This window comes from Arthrobacter sp. Z1-15 (genome assembly GCF_054792395.1).
In genome coordinates this window covers 184,717-197,110 of record NZ_CP096454.1, presented here as the reverse complement: position 1 = coordinate 197,110, position 12,394 = coordinate 184,717, and the positions used below count along the sequence as shown (strand labels likewise).

At 66.8% G+C, this 12,394-nt stretch carries 14 protein-coding genes and 1 other RNA gene; 9 read left to right on the top strand and 6 right to left on the bottom strand.

Going from position 1 to position 12,394, the window contains the following annotated elements; genetic code table 11:
• Positions 1-417: 417 nt before the first annotated feature.
• The 4 genes from M1D40_RS01020 to recR all read left to right on the top strand — a co-directional run bounded on the left by M1D40_RS01020 (position 418) and on the right by recR (position 4,867).
• Positions 418-969 carry a GNAT family N-acetyltransferase gene (locus M1D40_RS01020; protein WP_461169878.1) on the top strand — a complete coding sequence of 184 codons (552 nt, stop codon included), beginning with the start codon at positions 418-420 and terminating at the stop codon, positions 967-969.
• A gap of 7 nt (positions 970-976) precedes the next feature.
• Positions 977-1,072: signal recognition particle sRNA small type (ffs, locus tag M1D40_RS01015), an RNA gene on the top strand.
• Positions 1,073-1,151: 79 nt separating this feature from the next.
• A complete protein-coding gene (locus tag M1D40_RS01010) occupies positions 1,152-4,181 on the top strand; it encodes a DNA polymerase III subunit gamma and tau (protein ID WP_461169877.1) in 3,030 nt (1,009 codons plus the stop codon).
• Between the two features lie 89 nt (positions 4,182-4,270).
• Positions 4,271-4,867, top strand: a complete 597-nt coding sequence (gene recR / locus M1D40_RS01005) for a recombination mediator RecR (protein ID WP_268910227.1) — start codon at positions 4,271-4,273, stop codon at positions 4,865-4,867.
• 21 nt (positions 4,868-4,888) lie between these two features.
• On the opposite strand, the gene M1D40_RS01000 is transcribed toward recR, so the two are convergent.
• On the bottom strand, positions 4,889-5,980 hold the full coding sequence (locus tag M1D40_RS01000; RefSeq protein WP_341394730.1) for an ABC transporter permease: 1,092 nt from the start codon (positions 5,978-5,980) through the stop codon (positions 4,889-4,891).
• Positions 5,977-6,963: an ABC transporter ATP-binding protein gene (locus M1D40_RS00995; protein ID WP_341394729.1), complete on the bottom strand. Its 987-nt coding sequence runs from the start codon at positions 6,961-6,963 to the stop codon at positions 5,977-5,979. Before M1D40_RS00995 ends, M1D40_RS01000 begins: the two co-directional genes overlap by 4 nt.
• A gap of 235 nt (positions 6,964-7,198) precedes the next feature.
• On the opposite strand from M1D40_RS00995, the gene M1D40_RS00990 reads away from it, so the two are divergent.
• Positions 7,199-8,485: an aspartate kinase gene (locus M1D40_RS00990; RefSeq protein ID WP_341394728.1), complete on the top strand. Its 1,287-nt coding sequence runs from the start codon at positions 7,199-7,201 to the stop codon at positions 8,483-8,485.
• A gap of 103 nt (positions 8,486-8,588) precedes the next feature.
• Here M1D40_RS00990 and M1D40_RS00985 read toward each other — a convergent pair whose 3' ends face one another.
• Both M1D40_RS00985 and M1D40_RS00980 read right to left on the bottom strand, forming a co-directional pair.
• A complete protein-coding gene (locus M1D40_RS00985; protein WP_461169876.1) occupies positions 8,589-8,903 on the bottom strand; it encodes a hypothetical protein in 315 nt (104 codons plus the stop codon).
• Between the two features lie 145 nt (positions 8,904-9,048).
• On the bottom strand, positions 9,049-9,261 hold the full coding sequence (locus M1D40_RS00980) for a hypothetical protein (protein WP_341394726.1): 213 nt from the start codon (positions 9,259-9,261) through the stop codon (positions 9,049-9,051).
• Positions 9,262-9,359: 98 nt separating this feature from the next.
• Here M1D40_RS00980 and M1D40_RS00975 point away from each other — a divergent pair, with 98 nt between their 5' ends.
• Genes M1D40_RS00975 through M1D40_RS00965 form a run of 3 tightly spaced genes read left to right on the top strand, consistent with a single transcriptional unit; the run spans position 9,360 to position 11,273 of the window.
• On the top strand, positions 9,360-9,806 hold the full coding sequence (locus M1D40_RS00975; protein ID WP_461169875.1) for a MarR family winged helix-turn-helix transcriptional regulator: 447 nt from the start codon (positions 9,360-9,362) through the stop codon (positions 9,804-9,806).
• A 7-nt stretch (positions 9,807-9,813) separates the two neighbouring features.
• Positions 9,814-10,794 carry a 3-methyladenine DNA glycosylase gene (locus M1D40_RS00970; protein WP_461169874.1) on the top strand — a complete coding sequence of 327 codons (981 nt, stop codon included), beginning with the start codon at positions 9,814-9,816 and terminating at the stop codon, positions 10,792-10,794.
• Positions 10,737-11,273 carry an SRPBCC domain-containing protein gene (locus M1D40_RS00965; protein WP_461169873.1) on the top strand — a complete coding sequence of 179 codons (537 nt, stop codon included), beginning with the start codon at positions 10,737-10,739 and terminating at the stop codon, positions 11,271-11,273. The genes M1D40_RS00970 and M1D40_RS00965 overlap by 58 nt, the downstream gene beginning before the upstream one ends.
• 24 nt (positions 11,274-11,297) lie before the next feature.
• On the opposite strand, the gene M1D40_RS00960 is transcribed toward M1D40_RS00965, so the two are convergent.
• Entirely contained in the window at positions 11,298-11,579 is a 282-nt protein-coding gene (locus M1D40_RS00960; protein WP_461169872.1) for a hypothetical protein, read from the bottom strand.
• Here M1D40_RS00960 and M1D40_RS00955 point away from each other — a divergent pair.
• A complete protein-coding gene (locus tag M1D40_RS00955; RefSeq protein WP_461169871.1) occupies positions 11,548-11,868 on the top strand; it encodes a serine protease inhibitor in 321 nt (106 codons plus the stop codon). The genes M1D40_RS00960 and M1D40_RS00955 overlap by 32 nt on opposite strands.
• Here M1D40_RS00955 and M1D40_RS00950 read toward each other — a convergent pair.
• Entirely contained in the window at positions 11,831-12,391 is a 561-nt protein-coding gene (locus M1D40_RS00950; RefSeq protein ID WP_461169870.1) for a DUF4442 domain-containing protein, read from the bottom strand. The genes M1D40_RS00955 and M1D40_RS00950 overlap by 38 nt on opposite strands.
• Positions 12,392-12,394 lie beyond the last annotated feature (3 nt).

The following is a 12,394-nucleotide window of genomic DNA, read 5'->3' as shown; positions in this document are numbered from 1 at the left end:
GCGACTTAGAAGACTTTACACAGGTTTGGACCCCGCCGCAACTCGGCTCCCGGAGGCCCCCAAACGACCCCCGGACGGGCCGGATATGTACCCGGGTTCGCTCTCCGAACAGCGCCGCAGGCAGTCACCGCAAACGCCCCATGGCGGCTAGATCCAGGGCACGATCGCCGCCCTACAGCCCTATAAGGGGAGCAGGCCGCTGACTCCCTTATAGGGTGCCAGAACGGACCCTCTGTAGCGCGCCAGAACGGACACTCTATAAGGGGAGCAGAAACGGAGCCCCTACAAGGGAGCCTTAATGGGCAGGATGGAACCGAACCCCCGCCCGTTAGCGACGACGAAAGGAACACCATGCCTGCGGCACCAAGAGCTCCGCGGGGAACGCCCCTCGTGCTTCCTGTCCTCCACAGTTCCCGGGTGACGCTTCGCGCCTTCACGCCCGCCGACGTCGTCCTTATACAGTCGGCCTCGCAGGACCCCCTGATTCCGCTGATCACCTCGGTCCCCTCCACACCAGGACAGGAGGAGGCGCTGGCCTTCATCAAACGGCAGCACTACCGTCTGGAAAGCGGTGCGGGCTGGTCCTTCGCCGTCGCAGATGTCGCGACCGGCGCCGCCGTCGGGCAGATTGGGCTGTGGCCCGGGCAGTCGTCGCGCCGCACCGGGAACCCCGACACGATCGGCTATTGGATAGGACCCGGACACCGAAAGCAGGGTTACGCCGGCGAGGCCCTGAAGCTGCTGACCGAGTGGGCTCTGACGGTCCGGCGGATGCCGCGGATTGAACTGTATATAGAGCCGTGGAACGAGGGCTCCTGGCGCACTGCCGAAAGTGCCGGCTACCGGAGGGACAGGCTGCTGCCCTCCTGGCAGAAGATCGGAACCCAGTGGCGGGACATGTACCGCTATCTGCGGACCGTGGAACCGCCGGAAACCGGCCGCCGCAAAACCGGTCCAAAAATCGGGTAGACTGATTCGCGGCCCCTCATGTGGTGTCATCCTGTGAACTCCCCCAGGACCGGAAGGTAGCAAGGGTAAGCGGGCTCTGGCAGGTGCATGAGGGGTCTTTAATTTTTTTCAGGACCAACCGGTTTTCCCCGTGCCAGGTGCCGGGATGCAAACCGTCAGTGCCAACCGATAGGGTTCTATCTGTGAGTACAGCCCTTTACCGCCGCTACCGTCCCGAGAGCTTCGCGGATGTGATCGGGCAGGAGCACGTCACGGAGCCGCTGATGGCGGCCCTCTCCAAAAACCGCGTTAACCACGCCTACCTCTTCTCCGGCCCGCGCGGCTGCGGCAAAACCACGTCCGCCCGCATCCTGGCCCGCTGCCTGAACTGCGCCGAGGGTCCGACGCCGGTCCCCTGCGGAAAGTGCGACAGCTGCGTTGAGCTGGCCCGCAACGGCTCCGGCAGCCTCGACGTGATCGAGATTGACGCCGCCAGCCACGGCGGTGTGGACGATGCCCGCGACCTGCGCGAACGCGCCACTTTCGCCCCCGTCCGCGATCGCTACAAGATCTTCATCATTGACGAAGCCCACATGGTGACCTCCGCCGGCTTCAACGCGCTGCTCAAGATCGTCGAAGAGCCGCCGGAGCACATCAAGTTCATCTTCGCCACCACGGAGCCGGACAAGGTGATCGGCACCATCCGCTCCCGCACCCACCATTACCCGTTCCGCCTGGTACCGCCGGAACCGCTGCTGGCGTACCTGGACCGGCTCTGCCAGCAGGAAAACGTTCCGGTGGCGCCCGGAGTGCTGTCCCTCGTGATCCGCGCCGGCGGCGGTTCCGTCCGCGACTCGCTGTCCGTGCTGGACCAGCTGATGGCCGGAGCCGGACCCGCGGGCCTGGACTACGAGCTGGCCGTCAACCTCTTGGGCTACACGCCCATCTCGCTGCTCGACGACGTCGTCGATGCCTTTGCCGCCGGCGATTCCGCCACCGTTTTCCGCGCGGTGGACCGGGTCATCCAGACCGGACAGGATCCGCGGCGCTTCGTCGAAGATCTTCTGGAACGCTTCCGTGACCTGATCATCGTGCACGCGATGCCGGACAGTGCCGCAGCAGTGCTGCGCGGCATGCCCGAAGACCAGATCAGCCGGATGAGCACCCAGGCCACCCAGCTCGGCGGCGCCGAGCTCTCCCGCGCCGCCGACATCACGAACACGGCGCTGACGGAAATGACCGGGGCCACGTCTCCGCGGCTGCACCTGGAACTGCTCTGCGCCCGCATCCTGCTGCCCGCCTCCGACCAGACCGAGCGGGGCACCGCAGCGCGTGTGGACCGCATCGAACGGCGGCTGAGCTACGCCGGCGACAGCACCGAGGCGGTTGGCCGCGCGGCTGCCGCATCGTCACCCGTCGAGTCCATCCCGGCAGCGCGCCCGACGGCGGCGGAGACACCCGCCGTGGTGGCCGACGCGCCTCCTGCCCGGACCGAACCCGCACCCGCCGCAGCTGCAGCCCCGGCCCCGGCTCCGGCCGCAACCCCGGACAGCTCCCCGCTGGACTGGGGCGGCACCTGGGCCACCGCGCCCGAACCGCAGGCAGCGGCGAACGGCTCCGCTGCTGCGTCCAACGCTCCGGCCCCCGTTTCCGCCCCGGCACGCCCTGCAGCCGACGCTCCCGCTCCGGAACGGGACCGGCAGCCCTCCCCTGCCGCTGCTTCCGCACCGGGTGCTGCTCCGGGCGGCGGACAGATCGAAATGATCCGCCGCGCCTGGCCCGAAATCATGGATGCCCTCACCGGAATCCGGCGTGCAACCTGGCTCAACGTCAGCAAGAACGCCAGCCCCAAGTCCTTTGACGGGCGGATCCTGGAGCTGGCTTTCAGCAACCAGGGCGCTGCCACCAACTTCAACCGGCCGGATCACCTGGAGAACCTCCGCAAGGCGGTCACCCAGGTGCTCGGTGTGGACTGTCAGGTCAACGTGGTGCACGACAGTTCGGCGGCAGCGGGTGAGTCGGGCCCAAAAGCAGGTAGCCGGCTAACCCCGGCGCCGGCTTCCGCACAGGTCCAGGCTCCGTCCCAGCAACAGTCCGTCCCGCAGCAGTCCGCTCCCCGGCAGTCCGCGCCGTCGGCTCCGCAGCAGTCCGCACCCCGGCAGGCCGCCCCGTCGGCTCCGCAGCAGTCCGCGCCGCAGCAGTCGAATTCTCGGCCGTCGGCACAGCCGGGCAACGCTCCCGCATCCGCTGAATCGCCGGTATCGGTGTCGTCAGCACCTGCGGCATCCGCAGCCCGCACCGCTCCGGTACAGGCGGAGGCGGCAGCAGCACCAAACGTTCCTAACGGTGCCGCCGGCGGCAAGGCTCCGGCCTGGCCGAACGCCGTCATCCCGGTGCCCGCTGCGGAGGCAGCACCTGAACCTAACGTTCCTGCAGAAGCTGTCCCCGGTGCCCCTGCTGCCCCCGCCGCACACGGAGCTTCGCCCGTGGCATCGGGACCTGCGGCAGCGGCTGCCCTGAACCGGCGCCGCAGCCAAGGTTCCCAGACCGGTTCCTCCGGCACGGCACGGCACAACGGGCAAACGTCCGAAGCGCCGCAGCCCGCCGGCCGAACCCGCAAAGCTGCGGCCGGTCCGCTTCCGGAAGACTGGCAGCAGGAGCCTCCTGAGGATCCGTATGCAGGCGGACCGGAAAGCAATGCCTGGGAACAGGCTGAACCGCCCGTTGACGTGTACTCGGCCGGACACCTGTCGGATACCGAATGGGCTGCCACCAACTGGGCCGGCACGGGTTCGTCTCCCGCGCGCCGGGAAGACCGGGGCAGCCAGCCGGCCGGTGCGCCGGGGCAGGCCTCTTCCCCCCGGGATTCTTCCCCGCAGGCCTCTGCAGCGCCAGCCGCACCTCAGGTGCGGCCGCAGCAACCGGCACCGGCCCCGTCGTCGCCTACCCCGTCGTCGTCAGCACCTCCGGCGCCCGTGCCGTCGTCGTCCGCTCCCGCGGCGGCCGGCAACGGCAGCCGTCCGCTGAGCCGCTACCAGAAGCTGCTGAATGAAGCAGCCCAGCGCGGCGGCCCGGCAAACGTCTCGGCCGGGCGCAGCAACGTAAACTTGGTGGAGGACATCCCCAGCGCCGACGACATCAGACTTGAGGATTCAGGACTGGTGGGCCGAAAAGCCATTGAACGGATCCTGGGCGGCCGGCTGATTGAGGAACGCAGCCTCGACGGCCGCTGACCAGTGCCGCTCCGGCACATGGCATCTGCAGGTCTCCCCACGAGTGGCCGCACAAACACAGCGCACATCTATCCAGCAGAGAAGGTCACGTGTACGAAGGTGCCGTTCAGGAACTTATTGACGAGCTCGGCAGGCTCCCGGGCATCGGCCCCAAGTCTGCCCAGCGCATTGCCTTTCACATCCTGGAAGCTGACCCGGACGACATGCGGAAGCTTGCCTCATCCATCGTCACGGTGAAGGACAAGGTTAAGTTCTGCAGCATCTGCGGCAACGTCACGGAACAGGAAACCTGCGCCATCTGCCGCGATACCCGCCGGGATCCCACCATGATCTGCGTGGTTGAAGAGTCCAAGGACGTCATTGCCGTGGAACGCACCCGCTCCTTCCGCGGCCGCTACCATGTGCTCGGCGGCGCCATTAATCCCATTGCCGGGATTGGCCCGGACCAGCTGCGCATCCGGGAACTGCTCAGCCGGCTGTCCGACGAGCAGATCTCCGAAATCATCATCGCCACCGATCCGAACCTCGAGGGCGAGGCGACCGCCACGTACCTCTCCCGGATGCTGAAGACCCTGGGCATCAGCGTCACCCGTCTGGCGTCCGGGCTCCCGGTGGGCGGAGACCTTGAGTATGCCGACGAAATCACGCTGGGCCGGGCCTTCGAGGGCCGCCGCAGCATGTCCTAGCGCGCCGGCCCCCGTCCGCGGCTAGGCGATCCGGGTCCCCGCTGCCAGCCGGCGGACGGGTGTGACCAGCCGGCGCCGCCCGAAGGCCAGGAGCACGGCGGCGAGCGCGAGCTGCACCACCAGCCCCAGCGGCCAGATGGGGAAGGTCTCCGGAGCACTGGACCGGGCCTCACCGTTTGCGCACGGCTGGGAGTATTCCGGCCCTGCCTGTGCCAGCCGGACCGTGCTGCTGATTCCCTGCATCACCCCTGTTGGCTCATACATGGACCTCTCGGGATCCGGCTCTCCGTGCGGAATGGCATCAGCCACGATCACAAACGGGTTGGCGGCAAGAATCCAGGCCACCCGATCCGTGTGCGCCACCGGGATGTCTACGATTGGCCCGTCGCAGGTATATCCGGGGGCGAGGTCCGGGTCGAGGGGCACCTCGGTGTAGGGCTCGTAGGTGGGGAAGTTGGTTTTCACCGTTCCCTGGACCAGGGTCAGGCTCAACCCAAAACCAATCAGTGTTCCCAGCCCCAGCAGAGCCACCAGCATGTAGGTGACCACAATGGAAAACAGCGGCCGGTTGGCCAGCGCGGACACACCGAGCCCGATGGCGCAGACTATGCCCAGCTCCACGGCCAGCATGACGACGGCGACAACTGCGGACAGCGGACGCACGCCTCCCAGTGCCAGCCCCCAGATCAGGAACGGCACGCTGGCCACCAGAAAGCCGAGGGACGCCACCCACGAGGCCAGCCACTTTCCGGCCAGGATCTGCCCCGGCCTCAGCAAAGTCACCTGCAGGATCGCCAGGGTGCCCGCGGCGCGGTCGCCGTTAACCGCGTTGGCGGACAGCGCGGGAGCCAGCAGCAGCCCGAAAAACAGGACAAAGCCAACAATCAGTTCATAGAGCACCGGCCCCGCGGGGCCCTCGGACGCGGAGGCATTCAACGCCGTCAGCATGGCGACAAGCCCGATGACGGCGAACCAGACTCCCAGGAGGATGTACCAGCCGCGGGAGCGCACCCGCTGCTTCATTTCCAGGACAAAAACTGACCGGACGCCGGCGAGGGTACCCAGGGCCGACGGCGCGGCAGGTGCGGTCGGTGCGGAACTTTGCGTACTCATCGGCGATCGGTATCCAAACTCATGTAAGTCTCCTCCAGCGCGCCGCCGGCAGGAGCAAAGGCGACCACCGGAACGTCGGCCCGGACCAGGGACCGCAGCAGCTCCGCCGCAGCGCCCTCCCCGGCGAGCCGGACCTGCACCGCAGGCCTGCGGTCATCACCCTGCATCCGGTGCGGAACCTGCAGCGCTTCCAGTTGGCGCATCAGGGAGCCGTCGTCGAGCGCCCGGACGGTGTACCAGCGTGCCTGCACCCCGGCGTCGGCCAGTGACTGGGTGGTGACGGTTTCCCCGCGTGCCACGAAGACCGCACGGTCCGCCATTTCATCCAGCTCGGCGAGCACATGCGAGGAGACCACCACCGTTTTCCCCTCGCCGGCGAGCCTGCGCAGCAGCAGTCTCAGATCCACCCGCGAGCCGGGGTCCAGCCCGGAGGCGGGTTCATCCAGCAGCAGCACCTCGGGATCGTGGATCAGCGCCCGCGCCAGGCTCAGCCGCTGCTGCTGGCCGCGGGAAAAGACCCGCGCCGGCTTCAGCGCCAGGTCGCTCAGGTGCACGGTTTCCAGCAGTTCCGCGGCACGGTTCCTGGCCGCGGCCGGCGCCATGCCGTACATCGAACCCATGGTGACCAGGATTTCCGTTGCCGTCAGTGAGTCCCAGGTCCCCAGGGTGTCGGGCATCCAGCCAACACGGCTGCGCACCTGCCCGGGATCCGCTGTGGGATCAAAGCCGCAGATCCGCACCTCACCGGCGTCGGGCGCCAGCAGTGAGGCAAGCATCAGCAGCAGTGTGGTTTTCCCGGAACCGTTGGGACCGATCAGGGCCGTGACTGCCCCGGGCGGAGCCGTGAAGTCCATTCCCCGCACCGCTTCAACGGATCCGAACCGGCGGCGGACGCCCAGGGCGCTCACCCCTGCGGGCACACCACCGGCATCCCTGTGCTCGTTGTTCATCGAGGGGTTCTTCGCGGGCTCGCCGTTGACCATGGGCCCACCCTAGGAGCCGTCTGTCCCAGCAGCACCGGCGGACTCGCCCAAACGTGACGTTAAGTTCATATATCCCCGGTATTTCGGCACGCCAGAGCAGCAACGATAGACTTTTGCTGATCGGCCGCAGGTTTTGCGGCCTTGTCTCCCCGGATTCCCGGGGAAGAAAACCAGATGCACCGCGCCGAGGATGTCGCCGCGCAGCAACCGGAAGTGATGCAGAGAGCGTGTACGCATGAGCCTGATAGTGCAGAAATTCGGCGGGTCCTCCGTATCGGACGCCGAAGGCATCAAGCGCGTCGCCAAGCGGGTTGTGGACACCCACGCCGCCGGCAACGAGGTGGTGGTGGTGGTCTCCGCGATGGGCGATTCCACCGACGAACTTCTGGACCTCGCCGGACAGATCACCAGCGGAGGCAATGCCCGCGAGATGGACATGCTCCTGAGCGCAGGAGAACGCATCTCCATGGCGCTGCTGGCCATGGCGATCAACGAACGCGGCGGATCCGCGCAGTCCTTTACCGGCAGCCAGGCCGGCATGATTACCGACGCCATCCACGGCAAGGCCCGCATCATCGACGTCTCGCCGCACCGGATCAAAACGGCAATCGAAAAGGGTGACGTCGCCATCGTCGCCGGATTCCAGGGCATGAGCCAGGAAAGCCACGACATCACCACCCTGGGCCGCGGAGGTTCCGACACCACCGCCGTCGCGCTCGCCGCTGCACTGGGTGCCGACGTCTGCGAAATCTACACCGACGTTGACGGCATCTACACGGCCGACCCCCGCGTGGTCGGATCCGCTCAGAAGATCGACAAGATATCCAGCGAGGAAATGCTGGAAATGGCCGCCTCAGGCGCCAAAATCCTGCATCTGCGCTGCGTGGAGTATGCCCGCCGCTTCGGCGTGCCGCTGCACGTGCGGTCCTCCTTCAGCCAGCATGAGGGCACCTGGGTTCTGCCCAGCCCCGATGACAAGATCAAGATTCAAGAGGGAGAACCCTTGGAACAGCCCATCATTTCCGGCGTTGCACACGACCGTTCGGAGGCCAAGCTCACGGTGATCGGTGTGCCCGACATTCCCGGCAAGGCAGCGGAGATCTTCGGGATTGTCGCCGGGGCCAACGCCAACATCGACATGATCGTGCAGAACGTCTCAACCCAGGGTTCCGGGCGCACGGACATCTCCTTCACCCTGCCGATCATTGACGGCAAGGACGCCATTGATGCCCTCAACGCCGCCAAGGAAGACGTCGGGTTCGACACGATCGACTATGACGAGCAGATTGGAAAGCTCTCGCTGATCGGCGCCGGCATGCGGTCCAACCCGGGCGTCTCGCACCGCTTCTTTGAAGCGCTGCACCACGCCGGCGTCAACATCGACATGATTTCCACGTCCGAAATCCGCATCTCGGTTGTCACCGACGCCAAGCTCCTGGACACGGCTGTTCGCGCTGTCCACGCCGCATTCGGGCTCGACGGCGACGCCGAGGCCACCGTGTACGGCGGCACCGGGCGCTAAGGCGCTTCCTGGTTGATCCCCGCTGCCCCCGGGGCGGCCATCGAGCCGCCCCGGGCCGGTAAAGGCTTAGGACCACCGGTAAAGGCTTAGGGCCGGTAACGGCTTAGGCTTCCGGGGCGTTCAGCAGCGGGCGGTTGGCGAAATAGCGGTAGGTGACTCCGGGGCCCGCCGGGTCCGGAGCTGCGGGAGCCAACCTGCGGACGGCGTAATGCCGGCCGCCGGTATCGGTTTCAACAGAGATGGACGCAAGCTGCCGGTCAATCTCGTCTTCCACCGGATCATGCAGGTGGCGGACCGGTTCGGTTACCCGGTCCCGTTCAGCGTCCCCGTAAAAGACGGAGACCATGCGTGCCAGCCTGCCCAGCGGTCCTGTGCCGTGCAAAACGGGTGCGGGCCGGGGAGAAATTTCATCGCTCATGGAGAATTCCTTGTGCGGTCGAGGCCGGAGAAATTCCTGGATGAGGGCTCCGGGGGTTAATCAACCGTACGCTTTGGACCCTGCCTTACGGGCGGAATCCGGAAAGTTTCCCAGCTGGCTCCCGCTGGGCCTACTCCCGGCGGGCCTACTCCTGGCGCGGAACAATGTAGGAGCTGCCGTCAGCCCGGGTGACGGTTTGCCACTGGGCCTTTTCCTGGGCCTGCTGTTCTTTGAGCAGCTGCTGGTTTTCCTCGGTCATCGGGTGGTCCAGGGAACTGGTCTGGGCAGGGCCGAAAATCATCCGTACCTTGCCGGTGGTCCGCATGAATTTCGAGGTAAAGCTCTCTTTGTCCGCCATCTCCCGCACCTTTCCGCAGCGACTAATCCTGCTGCCATAGTACGCTAATCATTAGTGCACTAACGATCGACCGGCAAAGACCGGCAAAGAGGGAGCGGATGATGGACCAGGCTGACGAGGACCTCCTGCTGGAGCACCAGCTCTGTTTCGCCCTCTCCGTGGCTGCCCGCAGTGTGGTCGGCGCGTACAAGCCGGTGCTGGAGAACCTCGGACTGACCCACCCGCAGTACCTCGTGATGCTCGCCCTCTGGGAGCACAGTCCCCGCAGCGTCCGCAGCCTGGGCAACGCCCTGGCGATGGACCCGGCCACTCTCTCACCCATGCTGAAACGGCTGGAAACAGCGGGGCTCCTCACCCGCAACCGGGCCCCCGGGGACGACCGCTCCCTCGCCGTCGACCTGACCGAGGAAGGCCGGGCACTGCGCAGCGACGCCGCTGAGGTTCCCGGCACCATGATGGGCAGGCTGGGCCTGACCCGCACGCAGGTGCAGGAACTCAACGACTCCATGCGCCGGCTGATTTCCGCAGCGCAGGGAGCGGGATAATGGTGCCGTGACCCCTTCCCCGTTTCCCACCGTCCTGACCGAGGACCAGTGGCTGCCGCTGAGCCGGCAGCACCGCGAGCGCGTGCAGCCCTTCGTAGACGGTTTCCTGGACCGCCGCTCAGCGGGGCGAAAGCATCCGGTGGAGGACTTCCTTTTTACCTACTACTCCCAGAAACCCGGGCAGCTGCTGCGCTGGCACCCCGGCGCCGGCGTCGTCCTGACCGGTGCCGCGGCGGCAGAGCGGACGGACTGGAAATTCTACCGGCCCCTCACCGACGCCGAACTCGCCGCCCAGGGGCTCGACGGCGGCACAACAGCGGTCACGGTGGACCTGGCGGCCTTCGGTTCGGCACGGGGCAGTGCCGTCGACTTCACCCGCACGCTGTTGTCGCGGACGGCGGCCCGGAAGCCGTCACTCGGCTGCTTCGGCATGCACGAGTGGGCCATGGCCTACAAGTCCGAAGTCAACGGCATCCGGCATGACTACCTGCAGCTGCGCCTGGGCGCGGAGGGCACGGACCGGCTGGTGGAGAAGAGCCGGATCAAATGCACCCACATTGACGCCTTCCGCTTTTACACGCCGCAGGCCGTTCCGCTGAATGAGCTCACGCCCACCCGCGAAAACCAGCCGGACCTTGAACAGCCCGGATGCCTGCATGCGAATATGGACCTGTACAAGTGGACCTACAAGCTGGTTCCCCTGCTGCCCAGTGACCTGGTGATGGACTGCTTCGAGCTGTCCTGGCGAATCCGGGTCATGGATATGCGCGCCTCCCCCTATGATCTGCAGGACTGGGGCTACACCCCCATTCCCGTGGAGACACCCGCCGGGCGGAGCGAGTATGTGGCGGCCCAACGCGGCTTCAGCGAGGAATCACAGCAGCTGCGGGCCCGCATCCTTGGCTTGCTGGAACCCCTTCAGGAGCACCTATGCAGCGCGAACCCACCGGCCGGATCAGCCGCACCGGACCGCAGACGTACAACCTGACGTTTAGCCGGAACTTCGCCGAACCGCCGTCGGCGCTCTGGCGCAGCTTCACCGACCCGGAGCAGGCCGGACAGTGGTTCGGGCGCTGGGAGGGGAACCCCGGACGGGGCGAGAGCATTGACCTTCAGATGCTCTATGAGGAAGGACTCCCCTGGAGTCGGCTGCAGATCGCGGAATGCGCGGCGCCCGAGTTGCTCCGGCTGGTGGTCGAAGACGAATACGGCAGCTGGGACCTGGAGGTCCGGTTCCGGGAAAGTGCCGGCGGAACCCGGCTGGATTTCACCCACCATCTTGAGGACCCGCTGGCTGCGGAAAGCGTGGGGCCGGGCTGGGAGTACTACCTTGACCGGCTGACGGCGAGCCTCGCCGGAAGCACAGTTCCCGCATTTGATGAGTACTATCCCGGACAAAGCCCCTATTTCCTGGCCCAGGCCCGGGCAGCGGCTGACTCCGGCGGGGATTCCGGGGAAACCGCCTAGGCATCCGACTAGGCTGGGACCACCCTAGCTGGAGGTCTCACACATGTTCCGTCCGCTTCGCAGTCTGCTGATTCCCCTTGCGACCGTCCTGGTGCTTGCCGGCTGCGGCGGTTCGCCCGGCAGCGGGACGTCCGAATCTTCCCCGGAACCTTCGAGCACAGCGACTGCGAGCACAGAACCTTCGAGCACAGCGCCGTCGAGCCCGACGCCGTCCAGCCCCGCGTCCTCGGGCCCCGCCGCGGCTCCGTCGTCGCCGGCAGCCACGTCGTTGACCGTGGAGTTCCGTGCAGAAGGCGCCGATGTCACGGACACATACTCCCTGGAGTGCGACGGCGCCGCCCCGGTTGGCAGCTCCGCCGCCCCGGATCCCGTTGCCGCCTGCGCCGCCCTCGCCGCGCAGGGTGCCGAAGTTTTTGCCCCGCTGGACCCGAACCTCATGTGCACGCAAATGATCAAGGGGCCGCAGCGGGCGCACGTGAGCGGCACGCTGGACGGGGCAGCCGTGGACCGTGAGTTCTCGCTCGCCAACGGCTGCGAGATTCCCCGCTGGGAAAGCCTTACCGGGCTGTTCGGCCCCGCCGAGGCCACCCTGTAGCTGATGCAGCCGGAGCAGGTGCCGGCTCGCCCGGCGCAGACTCTCCTGCTGCCACCGGCACGGCCGCTTCTTCGCGCTTGCGCCGCACATAGACCTGCTTGCGCACCCGGGCCACCACGTCGCCGTCGGCGTCCGTTACGTCTACGGAAAACCACTCGAGAACCTTGCCTCCGCCGGCAGCGAGCGTGCGGATCCGCTCCACGTCCTCCTCGGCGAGGACGAAGCGGGCGGTAACATTGCCCCTGCCCGGCTTGAGGAATTCCACCTCGGCCGCGCGGTCCCAGACCAGATGGTCCCGGCCCAGATGCTGGAGCAGGAGCATCATCCAGAACGGGTCGGTCATGGCGAACAGCGAGCCGCCAAAATGCACCCCGGCGACATTCCCGTTCCACCAGTGCTGCCGCAGCCTCACCTCCGCAGACAGGGAATCCAGATGCGTGATGCGGATGCCGGAAAAGGCGAAGGGCGGCCAGAGGTTCATGGACCGGCGCACCATGGCCGGTTTCGCAGCAAGAGGCTTCACGCC

Excerpts from the sequence above, each read along its gene's own strand:
- M1D40_RS00985 (WP_461169876.1), bottom strand. The coding sequence starts at position 8,903 with ATGAGCGATGAAATTTCTCCCCGGCCCGCACCCGTTTTGCACGGCACA.
- M1D40_RS00990 (WP_341394728.1), top strand. The coding sequence starts at position 7,199 with ATGAGCCTGATAGTGCAGAAATTCGGCGGGTCCTCCGTATCGGACGCC.
- M1D40_RS00980 (WP_341394726.1), bottom strand. The coding sequence starts at position 9,261 with ATGGCGGACAAAGAGAGCTTTACCTCGAAATTCATGCGGACCACCGGC.
- M1D40_RS00975 (WP_461169875.1), top strand. The coding sequence starts at position 9,360 with ATGATGGACCAGGCTGACGAGGACCTCCTGCTGGAGCACCAGCTCTGT.
- M1D40_RS00995 (WP_341394729.1), bottom strand. The coding sequence starts at position 6,963 with ATGGTCAACGGCGAGCCCGCGAAGAACCCCTCGATGAACAACGAGCAC.
- M1D40_RS00965 (WP_461169873.1), top strand. The coding sequence starts at position 10,737 with ATGCAGCGCGAACCCACCGGCCGGATCAGCCGCACCGGACCGCAGACG.
- M1D40_RS01000 (WP_341394730.1), bottom strand. The coding sequence starts at position 5,980 with ATGAGTACGCAAAGTTCCGCACCGACCGCACCTGCCGCGCCGTCGGCC.